We start from the raw sequence: 19,847 nt of genomic DNA on the forward strand, positions 1-19,847 counted from the left end.
AGACGATCGATGGAGCTTTGAGGATCATGAGCGAGACGAACCCCGCTGCCGCCGAGACGGCCGCGCCGCACCGCTACACGGCCGCGATGGCGGCCGAGATCGAGGCACGCTGGCAGGACTTCTGGGACGCCGACGGGACGTACGCCGCGCCGAACCCCGCGGGTGACCTGGCGGGTGATCCGGAGCTGGTCGCCAGGCCCAAGAAGTTCATCATGGACATGTTCCCGTATCCCTCGGGTGCGGGGCTGCACGTCGGCCACCCGCTGGGCTACATCGCCACCGACGTCTTCGCCCGCTTCCAGCGCATGACCGGCCACAACGTCCTGCACACCCTGGGCTTCGACGCCTTCGGCCTGCCCGCCGAGCAGTACGCCGTGCAGACCGGCACGCACCCGCGCGTGTCCACCGAGGCCAACATCGAGAACATGACGGCCCAACTGCGTCGGCTGGGCCTGGGCCACGACAAGCGCCGGTCGTTCGCCACGATCGACCCGGACTACTACAAGTGGACCCAGTGGATCTTCCTGCAGATCTTCAACTCCTGGTACGACGAGGAGGCCGGCAAGGCCCGCCCCATCGCCGAACTCGTCGCCCAGTTCGCCTCCGGTGAGCGCCCGGTCCCCGGTGGCCGCTCCTGGGACGCGCTGAGCGGCGTCGAGCAGGCCGACGTCCTGGGCGGCTACCGCCTGGCCTACGCCTCCGACGCGCCCGTCAACTGGTGCCCCGGCCTGGGCACGGTCCTGGCCAACGAGGAGGTCACCGCCGACGGCCGCTCCGAGCGCGGCAACTTCCCCGTCTTCAAGGCCAAGCTGCGCCAGTGGAACATGCGCATCACCGCCTACGCGGACCGGCTGCTGGAGGACCTGGAGGAGCTGGACTGGCCCGAGGCGATCAAGCTGCAGCAGCGCAACTGGATCGGCCGTTCCGAGGGCGCCCGCGTCGACTTCCCGATCGACGGCGAACGCATCACCGTCTTCACGACCCGCCCCGACACCCTGTTCGGCGCCACCTACATGGTGCTGGCGCCCGAGCACCCCCTGGTCGACAAGTTCACCCCGGACGCCTGGCCGCAGGGCACCCACGAGGCGTGGACCGGCGGTCACGCCACCCCGGCCGAGGCCGTCGCCGCGTACCGCGCGCAGGCCGCGTCCAAGTCCGACGTCGAGCGGCAGGCCGAGGCCAAGGACAAGACCGGCGTCTTCACCGGCGCGTACGCCACCAACCCGGTCAACGGCGAGCGGGTCCCCGTCTTCGTCGCCGACTACGTCCTGATGGGCTACGGCACCGGCGCGATCATGGCCGTCCCGGCGCACGACACCCGCGACTTCGCCTTCGCGCGCGCCTTCGAACTGCCCATCCGCTGCGTCGTCGAGCCCACCGACGGCCGGGGTACCGACCCGTCCGCGTGGGACCACGCCTTCGCCTCCTACGACGCGAAGATCGTCAACTCCGCCGGTGACGGCGTCTGTCTGGACGGCCTGGGCGTCGCCGAGGCCAAGGCGCGCATCACCGAATGGCTGGAGCGCGAGGGCATCGGCGAAGGCACCGTCAACTTCCGCCTGCGCGACTGGCTGTTCAGCCGTCAGCGCTACTGGGGCGAGCCCTTCCCGATCGTCTACGACGAGGACGGCGTCGCCCACGCCCTGCCCGAGTCGATGCTGCCGCTGGAGCTGCCCGAGGTCGAGGACTACAGCCCGCGCACCTTCGACCCGGACGACGCCGACACCCAGCCCGAGACGCCGCTGTCGCGCAACGAGGACTGGGTCAACGTCACCCTGGACCTGGGAGACGGCCCGAAGACGTACCGCCGTGAGACCAACACCATGCCCAACTGGGCCGGTTCCTGCTGGTACGAGCTGCGTTACCTGGATCCGCACAACGAGGACCAGCTGGTCGCCCCCGACATCGAGCGCTACTGGATGGGCCCGCGCGAGGGCCTGCCGCACGGCGGCGTCGACCTGTACGTCGGCGGCGCCGAACACGCCGTGCTGCACCTGCTGTACGCCCGCTTCTGGTCGAAGGTCCTGTTCGACCTGGGGCACGTCTCCTCCGCGGAGCCGTTCCACAAGCTGTTCAACCAGGGCATGATCCAGGCCTACGTCTACCGCGACAGCCGTGGCTTCCCGGTGCCCGCCGCCGAGGTCGAGGAGCGCGACGGGGCGTTCTTCTTCGAGGGCGAGCCGGTCAGGCGCGAGCTGGGCAAGATGGGCAAGTCCCTGAAGAACGCGGTCACGCCGGACGAGATCTGCGCCGAGTACGGCGCCGACACCCTGCGCCTGTACGAGATGGCGATGGGCCCGCTGGACGTCTCCCGGCCATGGGACACGCGCGCGGTGGTCGGCCAGTACCGCCTGCTGCAGCGGCTGTGGCGCAACGTCGTCGACGAGTCGACCGGCGAGATCACCGTCACCGACGCCGAGCCCGACGAGGAGACGCTGCGCGCCCTGCACAAGGCGATCGACGGCGTCCGCCAGGACCTGGAAGGCCTGCGGTTCAACACCGCCATCGCCAAGATCACCGAGCTGAACAACCACCTGACCAAGGCCGGCGGCACGGTGGCCAGGCCGGTCGCCGAGTCGCTGGTACTGCTGATCGCTCCGCTGGCCCCGCACATCGCCGAGGAACTGTGGCACCGGCTGGGCCACGGCGACTCGGTCGTCCACCGGGACTTCCCGGTCGCCGACCCGGCTTACGTCGTCGACGAGACGGTGACCTGCGTCGTGCAGATCAAGGGCAAGGTCAAGGCCCGGCTGGAGGTGCCCCCCACCATCTCCGAGGAGGAGCTGGAGAAGGCGGCGCTGGCCGACGACGGCGTCGTCAAGGCGCTGGGCGGTGCGGACATCCGCAAGGTCATCGTGCGGGCGCCCAAGCTGGTGAACATCGTCCCGGCGTAGCGCGTGACCAGAGCCGTCTCCGGGTGATCCCGGAGACGGCTCAGGGTTTTCTGCGGGCAGGTTCGGGGTTCCGCAGGAACCCACGGTCTGCCCGCGGCGTTTACCGTGGAGAGATGGCGCGCAGCGCGCCGTGCCCGCTGGAGGAGGAGCGCCGTGGAAACAGTGATCGCCGTCGTCGTCCTGTTCCTCGTCGCCTTCCTGGCGCTCGGCGTGTACGCGACGGTGAAGGTGGTCGGCGCGGCCCGGCGCGGCGTGGACCGCACGCTCACCCAGGCCCGGCGCACGGTCGAGGACCACACCCTGCGCGCCAAGTCCTTCACCCAGTTCGGGCCGGCCGCCGAGATCGCCCAGCTCCGGCTCAAGCTGCGTACCTCCATGCGCGCCACGCAGGACGCGCTGCTCGCGGGAGCGGCCGAGGACGAATCCCTCAAGGAGTCCCTCGACCTGTTCCGGCGGCTGAGCGCCCACGGGCACGAACTGGACGCCGACCTCAAGCGCCTCGAGTCCGAGCCCGACCGGGCCACCCTGACCGCCCGGCTGCCCGACCTCCGCGAACGCACCGAGCGCATCACCGGCTCGGCGGACTCTCTGCGCTGGGCCGCCCGGGACCGCGCCCGGCGCTTCGCCGACGACGACCTCGACGCCCTCAGGTCCCAGATCGACGTCGAAGCCGGCGCCCTCAGACACTGGACCGTCGAGGACCCCGCGCAGACCCCGCCGCCCTGGCCCGAGGCCCCGGCTCCCGGTGCCGCGGACGACGGCCGGCCAAGGACGCAGTCCTCGGACCCGCACCCCGACCCGGTGCGGCCGGCCATCACCCCGCCCGGGGTACGGCCCACCTACCCCTGGCAGAAGAAGCCCCGTCCCGAGAGCACCACCTGATCCGGAATCCGGACCGGCAGCGGATCGGCGCGCGCCCGCACTGCTCGGCACGGTTCCCGGTTCCGTCTCGGGACAGGGCCGGAATCGTGCCCGGTACCGGCCGGGCCCGGGCGACGGATCCGGTCAAGGGCAGTCCGCCCGCGAGGGCCCGGGCTGCCACCCGCACGCTACGGCAGGTAACCTCCAGCTCATGTCCCGCCATGTCGCGATCGTCACGGATTCAACGGCCTACCTGCCGCAGCGGACGATGGAGCGCCACGGCATCACCGCCGTGCCCCTGACGGTGGTCCTCGGTGACCAGGCCCTGGAGGACGGCACCGAGATCTCCCACCGCGCGCTGGCCCAGGCTCTGCAGAGGCGACGCCCCGTCACCACCTCGCGGCCCGGCCCGCAGCTCTTCGCCGAGACGTACCGCAAGGTCGCCGAGTCCGGCGCCACCGACATCGTCTCCCTGCACCTGTCCGCCGAACTGTCCGGTACCTACGACGCGGCCGTCGTCGCCGCCCGTGAGGCGCCGGTGCCCGTGCGGGTGGTGGACACCGGAATGGTCGCCATGGCGCTCGGCTTCTGCGCGCTCGCCGCGGCCGAGACGGCGGAATCCGGCGGCACTCTCGACGAAGCGGTCACGGCCGCGGAGAAGCGGGCCGGCGGCACCTCCGCCTACTTCTACGTCGACACCCTCGACTACCTGCGCCGCGGCGGCCGTATCGGCACCGCGCAGGCACTGCTGGGCTCCGCGCTCGCCGTCAAGCCGCTGCTGCAGTTGCAGGGCGGGCGGATCGAGCCGCTGGAGAAGGTCCGGACGGCGGCCAAGGCGATCGCCCGTCTGGAGGAGTTGGTCGCCGAGCGGGCGGGCGGGGCGCCCGTGGACATCGCTGTCCACCACCTCGCCGCCGCCGACCGGGCCGCCGCTCTGACGGAGCGGTTGCGCGAGAGGGTGCCCCGACTCGCCGATCTGCACGTGAGCGAGGTGGGCGCGGTGATCGGGGCGCACACCGGACCCGGGCTGCTCGGGGTCGTGGTCTCGCCGAGGTGATGAGGCGTCACCCGGGCTCTTCGGGGCCGGATCCCTCGTGTGGGTGACGCAGTTGTCCACAACTGGCCCGTCATCCACGGAAATCAAGCAAGATCATCGTGGCTGGGTGAGATGTCCGATGCTCGTGGCATGGCATTCCGATCACGCACCCGCAGCACGACCGCGACCAGCGGCCCCGGCCGGCTACCCGGCTCCGACGGCCGTACGCGTCGCCGTTCTCGCCCACCGGCAGGGGAGCCCTCGCGGCACCGGCGGACCTCGGCGGAGGACGTCCGCCGCCGCGCCGAGGTGCTGTTCACCGAACGGGCCGTGCAGGCAAGGGAGTCGGGGACCGGCCCGCCGGGAGACGGGGCAGCCCTGGGGACGCCCGTTCCCGACACCGGGCCGTCCTCGGCCTCCGGAACGGATCGGGCCGCGCTCGCCGGTCCGGCAGCCGGTCCGGCCCCGGCGGCCACTGCGGCCTCGCATCCACCGGCGGCCTCGGTGGCACAGGAGCCACCGGCTCCACCGGTTGCCTCAATCCCACCGGCGCCACCAGCGCCCTCGACTTCAGCCGCACCGGCTTCACTGGCGGCACCGGCTCCACCGGCGCCACGGGCTGTATCGGCTTGGCGTTCCGCATCGGCGCCATCGGCGCCATCGGTTCCGTTCTCGGTATCGGCTCCGCTCGCGAGCCTCGGGGCGGCAGCTGCTTCGGGGCCTCCGGCGGCCGCCACCTCCGATACATCGTCGGCGGAGCCCGGGGCCGACGAGAGGGCCGGGCGGTCGGCGGAGACGAGGACGGACATCCGGCGGGGCAGGATCGCGGCGGCCCTGCGGGAGCGGCTGCCGCTGTGGGCGCAGGCACACTGCGCCATGGAGCGCAGGAGCGTGCTGGCCCTCTCGGTGGTGCTGCTCGCCGCCGCCGTCCTCGCCGCACAGCACTTCTGGGGCGGCCGACCGCAGCCAGTGCGGGCCCCCGAGACGGTGCGCGCGGCGGCGCCCTACCCGGCGGTGGCCGACAGCACGGCGTCCGTCACGGGCGCCGCCGGCGTCCCGGCCACCGCCCCGGCCGCGACAGCCGCCGAGATCGTCGTGGACGTCAGCGGCAAGGTGCGCGAGCCGGGAATCCACCGACTTCCCGCAGGTTCCCGGGTCGCCGACGCGCTCCGGGCGGCCGGCGGGGTAAGGCCGGGCACCGACACCGGCGGGATCAACCGGGCGCGCTTCCTGGTCGACGGAGAACAGGTGGTCGTCGGCGCCCCGCTCCCCGCGTCGGCCGCTGCCGCCGGGACGGCCGGGGCAGCGGCCGGAGTGCCACCGCCGGGTGCCGGACCCACCGCTCCCCTCTCGCTGAACACGGCCACGCTGGAACAGCTCGACACCCTGCCGGGAGTGGGCCCGGTTCTCGCCCGGCACATCCTCGACCACCGCACGCGGCACGGCGGCTTCCGCTCGGTCGACGAACTGCGCCAGGTCAACGGCATCGGCGAGCGACGCTTCGCGGACCTGCGCAACCTGGTGCGGCCATGACGGACGTCCGGACGGAGAGCGGAGCGAGCCCCGGGGTCGCCGCCCGGCAGGCCGTGCACGCGGACTCGGGGAAACGGCTCGGCGCCGCCAACCCCCGGCAGGAGGGGCCGGCCGACCTGCGGCTGGTGCCCCCCGCGCTCGCCGCGTGGGCGACGGCGGCGCTCACGCTGAACGCGACGCCGACCGTGGTGACGGCCGTCGCCCTGGGATGCGCGGTAGTGGGGAGCGTGCTGCTCCTGGCACGGCGCCGTACCGGGGGTGGGGCTGCCGCGCGACAGAGTGTGGGCGGGGTCGGCGGCTCACCGGAAGCCGCCGCGGGCGACCGCCTCCGGTGGACGGTGACCGTGGCCGGTGTACTGCTCTGCGTGGCGGCGGCCGCCGCGTCGGCCGGGCTGCACGGGGCGGATCTGCGCCGGGGGCCGGTGCCGGCGCTGGCCCGTCAGTACATGACTGTCACCGCGGAGGTACGGCTCACCTCCGATCCCCGGCTCACCCGCCCCCGGGCCGGTGGGGACCGCAGCAGGAACCCGTCCGTGCTGGCCGAGGGTGAGGTGCTCCGCGTCGAGCAGGCGGGCGGCACGGCGGTGACGACCCGGACACCGGTGCTGCTGGTGGTGGACGCCGGAAAGGCAGACACCGGGCGCGGGCCGGGTGCCGGCGCCGATCCGGACGCGCGGGCCGGCCCCGACGGCTTGCGGAAGCCCGGAGCCAGCGGGCCGGAGGACACGCGCTCGGCCTGGCTCGGGCTGCTCCCGTCGACGCGGGTACGGGTCACCGGACGGTTGGCACCCGCCCTCACGCGCGGAGACCGGATCGCGGCCGTGCTCCGGGTCCGGGACCCGATCGCGCCGCGGGTCGTCGCACGGGCGTCGGCTGCGCAACGGTTCGCGGGACGCCTGCGGGCCGGGCTCCGCGAGGCCACCGACCCGCTGCCCGGCGACGCGCGAGCGTTGCTGCCGGGCCTGGTCGTCGGCGACACCTCGCGGATCACGGCGGAACTGGACGCGGCGTTCAAGGCGACCGACCTCGCGCACACCCTCGCCGTCTCCGGCAGCAACCTCACCATCGTCCTCGCCCTGCTGATCGGACCGCCCGGCCTCGCCCAACAGGCCGAGCGGCGCGGTCTGGCACCCCGTCTCGGGATCCCGCTGCGGTCCACCGCGGTGCTCGGCGGGGCACTCACGCTCGGGTTCGTGGTCGTCTGCCGGCCCGACCCCAGCGTTCTGCGGGCGGCGGCGTGCGGGGCGGTGGTGCTGCTCGCCCTAGCCACGGGCCGCCGCAGATCACTGGTCCCCGCCCTGGCGACGGCGGTGCTGCTGCTGGTGCTGTACGACCCGTGGCTGGCCCGCAGCCATGGCTTCCTGCTCTCCGTTCTCGCCACCGGAGCCCTGCTCACGCTGGCACCGCGCTGGAGCGCCGGGCTCCAGGCCCGCGGGGTACCGGCCCGGCCGGCGGAGGCACTGGCGGCCGCCGGAGCGGCGCAGGCGGTGTGCGCACCGGTCGTCGCGGTGCTGTCGGCGCGGGTCAGTCTGGTGGCGGTGCCCTGCAATCTGCTCGTGGAGTGCGCGGTCGCACCGGCCACGGTGCTCGGCTTCGCGACGCTGGCCGCGGCGCCCCTGTCGATGCCGGTGTCCGAGGTGCTGGCCTGGTGTGCGCGGTGGCCGGCCGGGTGGGTCGCGGGCGTCGCACGGACCGGGGCGGCGCTGCCCGGCAGCGGAGTCGACTGGCCCGGCGGCTGGACCGGGGCGCTGCTGCTCGCCCTCGTCACGGCGGCGGCGGTGGCAGCCGGGCGCCGGCTGCTGCGGCACCCGTGGCTGTGCGGCGCGTGCGCGCTGCTGTTCCTGTTGGCCGTGGTGCGGCCACCGCCGCTGGCACGAGTCATCACGGGCTGGCCGCCGCCGGGCTGGCGGTTGGCCGTGTGCGACGTCGGACAGGGCGACGCGCTGGTCCTGGCGGCCGGCGAGGCGACCGGGGTGGTGGTGGATGCCGGGCCCGACCCGGCGCTGGTGGACGGGTGTCTGCGCACGCTGGGCGTCACCCGGGTCCCGCTGGTCGTCCTGACGCACTTCCACGCCGACCATGTGGCCGGGCTGCCGGGGGTGTTGCGTGGGCGGACGGTGGGCGCGATCGAGACGACCGGGTTCGAGGAGCCCGAGGAGCAGGTGGAGTTCGTACGGAAGGAGGCGGCGGCGCGAGGTGTACCGGTCGGGTGGGCCGTGGTGGGCGAGCGGCGGCGCGTGGGAGCCGTGGACTGGCAGGTGCTGTGGCCGCCCCGGCCGGCCCCGGAGGCCGACGGGCCGAACGACGCCAGCGTGACCCTGCTGGTGCGCTCTGCGGGGCTGCGGCTGCTCCTTCTCGGGGATCTCGAACCCCCGGCCCAGCAGGCGCTGCTGAGGTCGCCGGCTGCGAGGCTGCTCGGCTCGGTGGACGTCCTGAAGGTGGCCCATCACGGCTCGGCCTATCAGGACCCGGACCTGATGCACGTGGTCGCGCCGAGAGTGGCGCTGATCTCCGTCGGGGCGGACAACACCTACGGTCATCCCGCTCCCACCACGCTGGCCGCGCTGCGGGCGACGGGTGCGGTGGTGCTGCGCACGGACCGGGACGGGGCGCTGGCGGTCGGCGGCAGCCGGTCGGACCTGCGGGCGTGGGGGGCCGAGGGGCGGTGAAGTGGGGGCGGTGGTGGCGGAGGGGGAGAGGGTTGGAGGCGGAGGCCCGAGGGAGGGGAAGGGGCGGGGCGGAAGCCTCGGGGGAGGGAGAGGAAGGGGCGGGCGGAAGCCTCGGGGGGAGGGAGGGGGAGGGGCCCGGGATGGAGGGCAAGCGGAGTAGGACACAGCACGGTCCGGACCCGGAGACGGAGGCCGGAAGGCGGAGGGCGACAGGCGGAGGGCAAAAGGCGGAGAGCAAGTGGAGGAAGGGACAGGCGGCAAGCCAGGAGACTGGTCACATGGACTCCGTACAGGTTGACGCCTATCTACGCCGCCTCGGCGCCGAGCGCCCCGCGCGGCCCACTGTGGAGGCTCTGCGCGAGCTGCATGTGCGCCATCTGCGGGCGGTGCCGTTCGAGAACCTCTCGATCCACCTCGGGGAGGAGATCGTGCTGGAGGAGAAGCGGCTGGTGGACAAGGTGGTGGGCGCGCACCGGGGCGGGTTCTGTTACGAGCTGAACGGGGCGTTCGGGGCGCTGCTGGGCGCGCTGGGCTTCGAGGTGGCGTTGCTCGCGGCCCGGGTGCACGGCGAGGGGGAGCGGCGGTGGGGGGTGCCGTACGACCATATGGCGCTGCGGGTGGTGGCGGAGGACGGGAGCGAGTGGCTGGCGGATGTGGGGTTCGGGGAGCACAGCCACTATCCGCTGGCGTTCGGGGAACGGGGCGAGCAGGTCGAGCCCGGCGGGGTGTTCCGCCTCGTCGAGGCGGAGGAGGCGGACGACCTCGACGTCGTGCGCAACGGCAGGGTGGAGTACCGGCTGGAGCTGCGGCCACGGGTGCTCGGTGACTTCGTGACGGGCGCATGGTGGCATCGGACCTCGCCGGAGTCGGGTTTCACCCGGTCGCTGGTGTGTTCGCGGAACACGGAGGACGGCGGGCGGATCACGCTCAGCGGGCGGCGCTTGAAGGAGACGACGGCGGACGGGACGGTGGTGCGCCGGGAGCTGGCGGGGGACGAGGAGGTCCTGGCGGTGTACCGGGAGCGGTTCGGGATCGAGCTGGGCCGGGTACCGGAGGTACGGAAGCCCATCGAAAGGTGATTCACATCACACACTGCGGGCGATAAGGGGCGTCGGTCACGGCGGTCCACCCTCCTGTCGGGAATCGACTGCCGAACGCGTAGGAGGCACGTCATGCAGCAGCTGCTGAGGGTCCAGAACTTCACTGTGTCGAGTGACGGATACGGCGCCGGGGAGGGGCAGAGTCTGGAGAGGCCGTTCGGGCACGCCGATCCGGTCCAGCTGATGTCCTGGGCCATGGCCACGGCCGGCTGGCCCATGCGGACGGACCACGCGGGGAGCCGGGGGCTCGACGACTACCTCACGCGGGACTTCGCCCGGAACATCGGGGCCGAGATCATGGGGCGCAACAAGTTCAGCCCGCAGCGGGGGCCGTGGCAGGACCACGAGTGGAAGGGGTGGTGGGGTGACGAGCCGCCCTTCCACACGCCGGTGTTCGTGATGACGCACCATCCGCGTCCGTCGTTCACGCTGTCCGACACCACGTTCCACTTCGTGGACGGGGACCCGGCGACGGTGCTGGAGCAGGCGCGGGAGGCGGCGCGGGGGAAGGACGTGCGGCTCGGCGGCGGGGCCACCACGATCCGGGAGTTCCTCGATGCGGACCTCGTGGACACGCTGCACGTCGCGGTCTCGCCGGTGAAGCTCGGGGCGGGGTCGAGGCTGTGGGAGTCGCCCGAGGAGCTGTTCGACCGGTTCCACTGCGATGTGGTGCCCAGTTCGAGCGGGGTGACGCACCACCTGTTCTGGCGGAAGTGACGAGGCCGGACCGAGAGGGCGCACGGGGTGGCAGCGGCGGGGACCGCGGGGGCCGCCCCCGGCCGGACGTGTCGGCTCGCGCCGTGCCTGGACAATGGGGCCGTGAGCGATGTGAGACATGTCCTGGTGCTGCCCGACCGTGACGCGGCGGAGGAGGTGGCCGAGGCCCTGGGGGAGCGGTTCGGCATCCACGAGGAGCCGCAGCTCGTCCGGGACGCGCTGGCCGGGGAGGACGACGCGGAGGACGCCCAGTGGCTGGTGGTGGTGCGGGACGAGGCCGGGCGGCTGGACCCGGGGGAGCTGGACGCGTTCGCCGGTGAGTGGGAGGGCTGGCGTGAGGAGCCGTAGGGCCCTTCCAGGGACCGACCTCCGTGGTGAAGCGTCGGAAGAGCCCCGGGCTCGCGGGTGGGCGGCGGGTTGTCAGTGCGGCGTGACATGCTGAGGGGCGATGGCCAGGAAGACTGCGAATGACGACCTTCTCGCCCCCGTGACGCTCGCCGTGGGGCAGGAAGAGCTGTTGCTCGACCGTGCCGTGCGGGAGGTGGTGGCCGCCGCCAGGGCCGCCGACGCCGACACGGACGTGCGGGACCTGACCCCCGACCAGCTGCAGCCGGGCACACTCGCCGAGCTGACCAGCCCGTCGCTGTTCGCCGAGCGCAAGGTCGTTGTCGTGCGGAACGCGCAGGACCTGTCGGCGGACACCGTCAAGGACGTCAAGGCGTATTTTCCGGCGCCCGCCGAGGAGATCACGCTGGTGTTGCTGCACGCCGGAGGGGCCAAGGGCAAGGGGCTGCTGGACGCCGCGCGGAAGGCGGGCGCGCGGGAGGTCGCCTGCCCGAAGATGACCAAGCCGGCCGACCGGCTGGCGTTCGTGCGGCAGGAGTTCCGGGCCGCGGGGCGGTCGGCCACGCCCGAGGCGTGCCAGGCGCTGGTCGACGCCATCGGCAGTGATCTGCGGGAACTCGCCTCCGCGGTGTCGCAGCTCTGTGCCGACGTGGAGGGGACGATCGACGAGGCGATCGTCGCGCGTTACTACACGGGCCGGGCGGAGGCGTCCAGCTTCACGGTGGCCGACCGGGCCGTCGAGGGACGGGCGGCCGAGGCACTGGAGGCGTTGCGCTGGTCGCTGGCGACCGGGGTCGCGCCCGTGCTGATCACCAGTGCGCTGGCGCAGGGCGTGCGGGCCATCGGCAAGCTGTCCTCGGCACGCGGCGGGCGGCCCGCCGATCTGGCGCGGGAGCTGGGCATGCCGCCGTGGAAGATCGACCGAGTGCGCCAGCAGATGCGCGGCTGGACGCCGGACGGGGTCGCGGTGGCGCTGCGGGCGGTCGCCGAGGCCGACGCCGGCGTGAAGGGCGGCGGGGACGACCCGGAGTACGCCCTGGAGAAGGCCGTGGTGACGATCGCCCGCGCAGCCCGTTCCCGGGGGCGGTGACGCGGAGAGCCCGGCTCCGGCCGCGACAGCCCGGCTCCGGCCTGGTCCGGTGAGGCGGACAGCCCGGACCCGCCCGTGGCCCAGAGAACCCGGACCCGCCCGTGGCCCGGAGAACCGGGACCCGCCTGTGGCCCGGAGAACCGGGACCCGCCCGTGGGACCCGTGATCCAGTCGCCGCCGCCCGACCAGCGAGGAGAATTGTACGTATCAGCCGCACCTCTCCCAGGCAGTGAAAGGTGGCGATCGTCATGGCTGAACACCCGCATGCCGCGCTCGTCCGCAGAGGCTATGAAGCCTTCTCCCGTGGTGACATGGACGGCCTGCGTGAACTGTTCACAGCGGACTGCACGCATCACGTGCCCGGTACCCACATGCTCTCGGGTGACTACAAGGGGCAGGACTCGGTCATCGAGATGTACGGCCGGCTCATGCAGGAGACGAACGGGACGATGCGTGTGGAACCGCGCAACGTCTTCGTCGACGGCCGGGGTCATGCCGTCGGACTGCACCACATCACCGCCGAGCGCGGCGGCAAGCGGTTCGACGCGGACGAGGTGATCGTCTTCCGGATCGTCGGGGACAAGGTGAGCGATCTCGACGAGTGCTCCATGGACCTCGACATGGACAACGAATTCTGGGCATGAGCGCCCGGAACGGCAGTCCGGCAAGCCGAAGGCCCCGGCACCCGCCCTGGGGAAGGGCGAGATGCCGGGGCCTTCGGTGAAAACCGGTGATCAGTACCGGTGATCAATGCCGGTGATCAATACCGGGTGAGCTCGCTCCCGCGTGGCGAACGCAGGCCGCGAGCGAGCTCGGGTGCCGGTCGGGGGCGGATGAGAGAGGGCCCGCCCTGGGTCCTGCCGGCGATCAGACCAGATAAGAGGTTCAGCCCTTGAGGGACGCGACCTGGGAAGCCAGCGCCGACTTCTTGTTGGCGGCCTGGTTCTTGTGGATGACGCCCTTCGAGACGGCCTTGTCGAGCGCACGCGACGCGGCGCGCTGCAGCTCGGTGGCCTTCTCGACGTCACCCGCGGCGGCGGCCTCGCGGGCCTTGCGGATCGCGGTCTTCAGGGAGGACTTGACGGCCTTGTTGCGCAGCCGGGCCTTCTCGTTGGTCTTGATCCGCTTGATCTGGGACTTGATGTTCGCCACGAATGAGCCTTTTCAGGTTCAGGCACGGGGCAGGAGGGATCCCACTGGGATCGTCCGGTCCCGTACCAGGTGATTTCTTGGGGTCGTGCCTCGCGCTGAGAGGGCATGAGACACAGCCCCCCACACTACCAGCGGCCCTCGGAGTGGCCCAAACCGGCTGCCGCTTCCCACCCGTGGGACCATGGAAGCTACGTATCGATCCGACCCGAGCCGCTGCCCTGCGGATACCTCAAGAATCAGGACCCTGCGTGCCCGCGACCCCTAACAATGTGCCCGAGCCGAGCCGTACCGACCCGGCTCTGATCCGCAACTTCTGCATCATCGCGCACATCGACCACGGCAAGTCCACCCTCGCCGACCGGATGCTCCAGCTGACCGGCGTGGTCGAGCAGCGGCAGATGCGTGCTCAGTACCTCGACCGCATGGACATCGAACGTGAGCGCGGCATCACGATCAAGTCCCAGGCCGTGCGCCTGCCCTGGGCGCCGACCAACGACCCGGGCAACACGCACATCCTCAACATGATCGACACCCCGGGGCACGTCGACTTCACCTACGAGGTCTCGCGGTCGCTGGCCGCCTGCGAGGGGACCATCCTCCTCGTCGACGCGGCCCAGGGCATCGAGGCCCAGACCCTCGCCAACCTCTACCTGGCGATGGAGAACGACCTCACGATCATCCCGGTACTGAACAAGATCGACCTGCCGGCCGCGCAGCCCGAGAAGTTCGCCGAGGAGCTGGCCAACCTGGTCGGCTGCGACCCGTCCGACGTGCTCAAGGTCTCGGCCAAGACGGGCCTGGGCGTGGAGGCGCTGCTCGACAAGGTCGTCAAGGAGATCCCGGCCCCGGTCGGCGTCAAGGACGCCCCCGCCCGCGCGATGATCTTCGACTCCGTGTACGACTCGTACCGGGGCGTCGTGACGTACGTCCGGGTCATCGACGGTCAGCTCAACAGGCGTGAGCGGATCCGGATGATGTCGACGGGCGCCACGCACGAGCTGCTGGAGATCGGCACCAACTCGCCCGAGATGTTGCCGGCCGACGGCCTCGGCGTCGGCGAGGTGGGCTATCTGATCACCGGTGTGAAGGACGTGCGCCAGTCCAAGGTCGGTGACACCGTCACCAGCCAGCACAAGGGCGCCACCGAGCCGCTCGGCGGCTACAAGGACCCGAAGCCCATGGTCTTCTCCGGGCTCTACCCCCTGGACGGCTCGGACTACCCCGAGCTGCGCGAGGCCCTGGACAAGCTGCAGCTCAACGACGCCGCGCTGGTCTACGAGCCGGAGACCTCCGCGGCTCTCGGCTTCGGTTTCCGCGTGGGCTTCCTGGGGCTGCTCCACCTCGACGTGATCCGCGAGCGGCTGGAGCGCGAGTTCGGGCTCGACCTCATCGCCACCGCCCCCAACGTGGTCTACCGCGTGATCATGGAGGACGGCAGCGAGGTCACCGTCACCAACCCGAGCGAGTTCCCCGAGGGCAAGATCGACGAGGTGTTCGAGCCGGTCGTGCGGGCGACCATCCTCGCGCCGACCGAGTTCATCGGCGCGATCATGGAGCTGTGCCAGACCCGGCGCGGCACCCTGCTCGGCATGGACTACCTCTCCGAGGACCGGGTGGAGATCCGCTACACCCTGCCCCTCGCGGAGATCGTCTTCGACTTCTTCGACCAGCTGAAGTCCAAGACCCGCGGATACGCCTCCCTGGACTACGAACCCACGGGCGAACAGAGCAGCAGCCTGGTCAAGGTCGACATCCTGCTGCACGGCGACAAGGTGGACGCCTTCTCGGCGATCACCCACAAGGACCAGGCGTACGCGTACGGCGTGCGGCTCGTCGCCAAGCTCAAGGAGCTGATCCCGCGGCAGAACTTCGAGGTGCCGGTGCAGGCCGCCATCGGCTCCCGGGTCATCGCCCGCGAGACCATTCGCGCCATCCGCAAGGACGTCCTCGCCAAGTGCTACGGCGGTGACATCTCCCGTAAGCGCAAGCTGCTGGAGAAGCAGAAGGAAGGCAAGAAGCGGATGAAGATGGTGGGTTCCGTGGAGGTTCCGCAGGAGGCCTTCATCGCGGTGCTCTCCAGCGATGACGGCTCGGGGTCGGCCAAGAGCAAGAAGTAACCGCGGGTTACCGGTGGCAGGCGGTGTGAACCGGGCAACGGGGGGTCCGTCGCGCGAGAGCGCGGCGGGCCCCTCGGGCCTCGACGTGGCACTCTCTGTGGGAAGTGACAGGGCGCGGGCCCTTACGAACCGGCCGGTCGGGCTCTACTCTGATCCCTGCTCGATAGTTACTCGTGAGTTAAACAACGGCGCGAGCGTGACGCAGCGGATGTGGATGACCGCAGCGAGCCGTGCGTGAACGCATCGAGCCGTGAGTGACCGCACTACAACGACCCGTGAGTGAACCCAGCCGCACTGAGCCAGCCGCACCGTCGCGGGCCCCGGAGGATGTCGTGAGCGACACACAGACCCTGATCGAGAACCGTCCGCCGTCCGTCGCGGGCCTCTTCCTGGAGCGGGTGGCGGCCACGCCGGACGCCGAGGCCTACCGCTACCCGGTGCCGGCGGCCTCCGGCGAAGGCCCCGACGAGTGGAAGTCGCTCAGCTGGGCGCAGGCCGCCGACCGGGTCTACGCCATCGCCGCCGGCCTCGTCGACCTCGGCATCGAGCCCGAGCAGCGCGTCGCGCTGGCCTCCTCCACGCGTCTGGAGTGGATCCTGGTCGACCTCGGCATCATGTGCGCGGGCGCGGCCACCACCACGATCTACCCGCAGACCAACGCCGAGGAGTCGGCCTTCATCCTCTCCGACTCCGAGAGCCGGGTGCTGATCGCCGAGAACGCCGACCAGCTCGCCAAGGCGGTCGACAAGCGCGGCGAGCTGCCCGACCTCACCCACGTGGTCGTCATCGACTCCGAGGGCGTGGAGACCGGCGACTGGATCCTCGGCCTGGACGAGCTGGAGAAGCGCGGCGCCGCCCGGCTGGCGACGGAACCCGAGCTGATCAAGGAGCGGGTCGGGGCGCTCACCTCCGAGCAGCTCGCCACCCTCATCTACACCTCCGGCACCACCGGCCGCCCCAAGGGCGTGCGCCTGCCGCACGACAACTGGTCGTACATGGCGAAGGCGATCGCCGCCACCGGCCTGCTCGGACCGGACGACGTGCAGTACCTGTGGCTGCCGCTCGCCCACGTCTTCGGCAAGGTCCTCACCTCCGGCCAGATCGAGGTCGGGCACGTCACCGCCGTCGACGGCCGGGTCGACAAGATCATCGAGAATCTGCCGGTCGTCCAGCCGACCTACATGGCGGCCGTCCCGCGCATCTTCGAGAAGGTGTACAACGGGGTCGCCGCCAAGGCCCGGGGCGCAGGCGGGGCCAAGTACAAGATCTTCCAGTGGGCCGCGGAGGTCGCCCGCGAGTACGCCAAGGTCGCGCAGGACACCTTCCGGCGCACCGGCACCATGTCCGTGCCCTTCGGCCTCGGAGCCAAGCACAAGGTCGCCGACGTGCTGGTCTACGCGAAGATCCGCGAGGCGTTCGGCGGCCGGCTGCGCGCGTGCATCTCGGGCTCCGCCGCGCTCGCCCCCGAGATCGGGTACTTCTTCTCCGGCGCCGGCATCCACATCCTGGAGGGCTACGGCCTCACGGAGTCCTCCGCCGCCTCCTTCGTCAACCCGGGTGAGGCCTACCGCACCGGCACGGTCGGCAAGCCGCTGCCCGGCACCGAGGTGCGCATCGCGGACGACGGCGAGATCCTGCTGCGCGGCCCCGGCATCATGCAGGGCTACCACAAGCTGCCCGACAAGACCGCCGAGGTGCTGGAGCCCGACGGCTGGTTCCACACGGGCGACATCGGCGAGCTGTCTCCCGACGGGTACCTGCGCATCACCGACCGCAAGAAGGACCTCATCAAGACGTCCGGCGGCAAGTACATCGCGCCCGCCGAGGTGGAGGGGCAGTTCAAGGCGGTGTGCCCGTACGTCTCCAACATCCTGGTGCACGGCGCCGACCGGAACTTCTGCACGGCCCTGATCGCGCTGGACGAGATCGCCATCCTGGCGTGGGCCGAGGAGAACGGGATGGCGGGCAAGGCGTACGCGGAGGTCGTCGCCGCCCCGGAGACGGTCGCCCTCGTCCAGGGATACGTGGACCACCTCAACCAGGGACTCCAGCGCTGGCAGACGATCAAGAAGTTCCGGCTGCTGCCGCGGGACCTCGACGTGGAGCACGGTGAGATCACCCCGAGCCTGAAGCTGAAGCGGCCCGTCGTGGAGCGGGAGTACAAGCACCTGATCGACGAGATGTACGAGGGGTCGCGCGAGGCGTAGGGCCGGTTCTTTCGCGCACAGGCCCTCGGAGTTCCGGACGGACCCGGCGGCGAAACGTTCGACTTCGGTCTACTTCTGTAACTCGGTGCTTAGGAACGGGTTCGGTCTGTCACCCTGGCGGCTGTTCGAGGCGTTGTCGATCCAGCCGTTCCGGGGAGCCGTCCATGGGGGCCGTACCGACCCAGCGGGAGAGCGGGTCCCACGCCGGGGAGCCGTCCGTCGCGCACGCCCGCGGATCCTGGACGGCGCGCACGGCGCTCCCCGGCAGCTCGCTCGCGCCGGGGGCCGCCCGCGGCCTGCTGACCGACGCGCTGCGGGAGTGGGCCGGGCTCGGGCTGACGGTCCCGGAGCAGCTCGCGGAGGACGCGGTGCTGGTCGTCAGCGAACTGGTCACCAACGCCGTCGTGCACGCCGGAACGGACATCGAGGTCGGCTGCCGCGTCGAGGAGAGCGACGGGACCGCGACCGGTGAGGCGCGCGCCCTGGTGGTGGAGGTGTCCGACCACCACCCGGCGCGCACCCCGCGCCAGAGCGACCCCGCGCATCCCTGGAGCACCCCACGCCGCGAGGCACCGGAGTACGGGCGCGGGCTGCGGCTGATCACCCTGCTCACCGAGTCCTGGGGCGTCACCTACCGCTCGGGCGTCAAGACGGTGTGGGCGCGGCTGGTCGCCGGGCACGCCGGCGAGGAACCCCCGGACGACGATCCCCTGGCCGGCCTGGCACCCGACCCGGACCCCCTCGGCCTCGCCGGCCCCGGTACGCCCGTTGCCGAGCCGCCCGCCTCCGGACGGGACCGGGAGTGGCTCAACCGGGGAGCGCTGTCCTTCCTCGCCGAGGCGTCCGACCTGCTCGCCGGGCAGCTCGACGAGGACCTGGTCGCCTCGCTCACCGGTCAGCTCCTGGTTCCGCGCCTGGCCGACTGGTGCGCGGTCTGGCTGGAGGACGAGGTGCCCGGGCGCGTCTCCTGGGGCGAGGCGGCCGGCGCCGACTGGCAGCGCCTGGCCCGCGTCTGGCACGGCGACGAACGCCACCTGGAGGAGCTGCGCCGCGCCCTGGAGAAGGACCCGCCGCCGCTCACCGAGCCGCCCCGCTCCGGCCCGGACACCTACCCGTGGCCCGGCGAGGCGCTCGGCGCGCGTGGCGCGGCACTGTCGTACCGGCTGATCGCGGGCGGCCGGCCGCTGGGCACGCTGGTCATCGGGCGGGCCGGACTGCTGCGCTTCCCCGACGAGGTCACCGGGCTCGTCGAGGACCTCGGCCGCCGGGTCGCGCTCGCCGTCGGCGCCGCCCGCCAGTACGCCCGGCAGGCCACCATCAGCGCCGTCCTGCAGCGCGGCCTGCTGCCCGGCGCGGTCGCCGAGATCCCCGGGGTGCGCAGCGCGCTCGTCTACGAGCCGTGCGAGCGGGGCGGGCCCAGCGGCGACTTCTACGACCTGTTCCCGGCCGGCGACGGCCGCTGGTGCTTCGCGGTCGGCGACGTCCAGGGCAAGGGCCCCGAGGCCGCCGTGGTGATCGGCCTGGCCCGGCCCTGGCTGCGGCTGCTGGCCCGCGAGGGCTACCGCGTCGCCGACGTCCTCGACCGCCTCAACCAGTTGCTCCTCGACGACGCGACCGAGGCGGCGGACGCGGCGGCCCGGGCGTTCGTCGGCCCCGCCGGCCCCGAGGACGGGCCGCAGACGCGCTTCCTGTCGCTGCTGTACGGCGAACTCGTGCCGTTCGCGGACGGCGGCGTCCGCTGCACCCTCGCCTCCGCCGGCCACCCCCTGCCGCTGATCCTCGGGCCGGACGGCGAGGTCCGTACCGCGGCCCGGCCGCAGACCCTGCTCGGCGTCGTCGAGGACGTGACGTACACCAGCGAGAGCGTGCTGCTGCGGCCCGGCGACAGCCTGCTGTGCGTCACCGACGGCGTCACCGAGCGGCGCTGCGGCTCGCGTCAGTTCGACGACGGCGACGGCCTCGCCCACGCGCTCGCCGCCTGCGCGGGCCTCGACGCCGACCGGATCGCCGAGCGGATCCGGAGCCTGGTGCACGACTTCGGGCGGCGCCCGCCGGAGGACGACCTCGCCCTGCTGGTGCTCCAGGCCGAGCGGACGCCCGCGACCCGGTAGCCGGCCGCGTGCGGG

Annotated in this window: 14 protein-coding genes; 13 read left to right on the top strand and 1 reads right to left on the bottom strand. The window is 72.3% G+C overall.

Annotation, left to right across the window (positions count from 1 at the left end; genetic code table 11):
- Positions 1–26 precede the first annotated feature (26 nt).
- From leuS to AC3ET3_RS21475, 10 genes are all read left to right on the top strand, one after another.
- Positions 27–2,894, top strand: a complete 2,868-nt coding sequence (gene leuS, locus AC3ET3_RS21430; protein WP_435612664.1) for a leucine--tRNA ligase — start codon at positions 27–29, stop codon at positions 2,892–2,894.
- 153 nt (positions 2,895–3,047) lie between these two features.
- Positions 3,048–3,776 (top strand): magnesium transporter CorA family protein, encoded by a 729-nt coding sequence (locus AC3ET3_RS21435; protein ID WP_435612665.1) that lies wholly within the window; start codon positions 3,048–3,050, stop codon positions 3,774–3,776.
- 190 nt (positions 3,777–3,966) lie between these two features.
- Positions 3,967–4,812 (top strand): DegV family protein, encoded by an 846-nt coding sequence (locus tag AC3ET3_RS21440; protein WP_432137452.1) that lies wholly within the window; start codon positions 3,967–3,969, stop codon positions 4,810–4,812.
- A 483-nt stretch (positions 4,813–5,295) separates the two neighbouring features.
- On the top strand, positions 5,296–6,324 hold the full coding sequence (locus tag AC3ET3_RS21445) for a ComEA family DNA-binding protein (protein WP_435612666.1): 1,029 nt from the start codon (positions 5,296–5,298) through the stop codon (positions 6,322–6,324).
- Positions 6,321–8,993 (top strand): ComEC/Rec2 family competence protein, encoded by a 2,673-nt coding sequence (locus tag AC3ET3_RS21450; protein WP_435612667.1) that lies wholly within the window; start codon positions 6,321–6,323, stop codon positions 8,991–8,993. The genes AC3ET3_RS21445 and AC3ET3_RS21450 overlap by 4 nt, the downstream gene beginning before the upstream one ends.
- Before the next feature lie 278 nt (positions 8,994–9,271).
- Positions 9,272–10,072, top strand: coding sequence for an arylamine N-acetyltransferase family protein (locus tag AC3ET3_RS21455; protein ID WP_435612668.1), 801 nt, complete (start codon positions 9,272–9,274; stop codon positions 10,070–10,072).
- Positions 10,073–10,165: 93 nt separating this feature from the next.
- Entirely contained in the window at positions 10,166–10,810 is a 645-nt protein-coding gene (locus AC3ET3_RS21460; protein WP_432137456.1) for a dihydrofolate reductase family protein, read from the top strand.
- Positions 10,811–10,912: 102 nt separating this feature from the next.
- On the top strand, positions 10,913–11,158 hold the full coding sequence (locus AC3ET3_RS21465; protein ID WP_432157138.1) for a hypothetical protein: 246 nt from the start codon (positions 10,913–10,915) through the stop codon (positions 11,156–11,158).
- Between the two features lie 100 nt (positions 11,159–11,258).
- Positions 11,259–12,245, top strand: coding sequence for a DNA polymerase III subunit delta (holA, locus tag AC3ET3_RS21470; protein WP_432137458.1), 987 nt, complete (start codon positions 11,259–11,261; stop codon positions 12,243–12,245).
- Between the two features lie 248 nt (positions 12,246–12,493).
- On the top strand, positions 12,494–12,889 hold the full coding sequence (locus AC3ET3_RS21475) for a nuclear transport factor 2 family protein (RefSeq protein WP_432137459.1): 396 nt from the start codon (positions 12,494–12,496) through the stop codon (positions 12,887–12,889).
- A 241-nt stretch (positions 12,890–13,130) separates the two neighbouring features.
- Here the strand turns inward: AC3ET3_RS21475 and rpsT are convergent, their stop codons facing one another.
- Complete coding sequence (gene rpsT, locus AC3ET3_RS21480; RefSeq protein ID WP_432137460.1) at positions 13,131–13,397, bottom strand: 30S ribosomal protein S20; 267 nt, start codon at positions 13,395–13,397, stop codon at positions 13,131–13,133.
- 248 nt (positions 13,398–13,645) lie between these two features.
- Between rpsT and lepA the strand changes: the two genes are divergently transcribed.
- The 3 genes from lepA to AC3ET3_RS21495 all read left to right on the top strand — a co-directional run bounded on the left by lepA (position 13,646) and on the right by AC3ET3_RS21495 (position 19,832).
- Positions 13,646–15,514: a translation elongation factor 4 gene (lepA, locus tag AC3ET3_RS21485; protein ID WP_432137461.1), complete on the top strand. Its 1,869-nt coding sequence runs from the start codon at positions 13,646–13,648 to the stop codon at positions 15,512–15,514.
- Between the two features lie 332 nt (positions 15,515–15,846).
- Positions 15,847–17,721: an AMP-dependent synthetase/ligase gene (locus AC3ET3_RS21490; RefSeq protein ID WP_432137462.1), complete on the top strand. Its 1,875-nt coding sequence runs from the start codon at positions 15,847–15,849 to the stop codon at positions 17,719–17,721.
- A gap of 164 nt (positions 17,722–17,885) precedes the next feature.
- Complete coding sequence (locus AC3ET3_RS21495; protein WP_435612669.1) at positions 17,886–19,832, top strand: SpoIIE family protein phosphatase; 1,947 nt, start codon at positions 17,886–17,888, stop codon at positions 19,830–19,832.
- The last annotated feature ends 15 nt before the right edge of the window (positions 19,833–19,847 follow it).

The organism is Streptomyces sp. bgisy159, from assembly GCF_057707805.1.

Bases quoted from the DNA above. Each gene is read 5' to 3' on its own strand.
- leuS (WP_435612664.1), top strand. From the start codon at position 27: ATGAGCGAGACGAACCCCGCTGCCGCCGAGACGGCCGCGCCGCACCGC.
- AC3ET3_RS21440 (WP_432137452.1), top strand. From the start codon at position 3,967: ATGTCCCGCCATGTCGCGATCGTCACGGATTCAACGGCCTACCTGCCG.
- AC3ET3_RS21450 (WP_435612667.1), top strand. From the start codon at position 6,321: ATGACGGACGTCCGGACGGAGAGCGGAGCGAGCCCCGGGGTCGCCGCC.
- AC3ET3_RS21455 (WP_435612668.1), top strand. From the start codon at position 9,272: ATGGACTCCGTACAGGTTGACGCCTATCTACGCCGCCTCGGCGCCGAG.
- AC3ET3_RS21460 (WP_432137456.1), top strand. From the start codon at position 10,166: ATGCAGCAGCTGCTGAGGGTCCAGAACTTCACTGTGTCGAGTGACGGA.
- holA (WP_432137458.1), top strand. From the start codon at position 11,259: ATGGCCAGGAAGACTGCGAATGACGACCTTCTCGCCCCCGTGACGCTC.
- AC3ET3_RS21475 (WP_432137459.1), top strand. From the start codon at position 12,494: ATGGCTGAACACCCGCATGCCGCGCTCGTCCGCAGAGGCTATGAAGCC.
- AC3ET3_RS21495 (WP_435612669.1), top strand. From the start codon at position 17,886: ATGGGGGCCGTACCGACCCAGCGGGAGAGCGGGTCCCACGCCGGGGAG.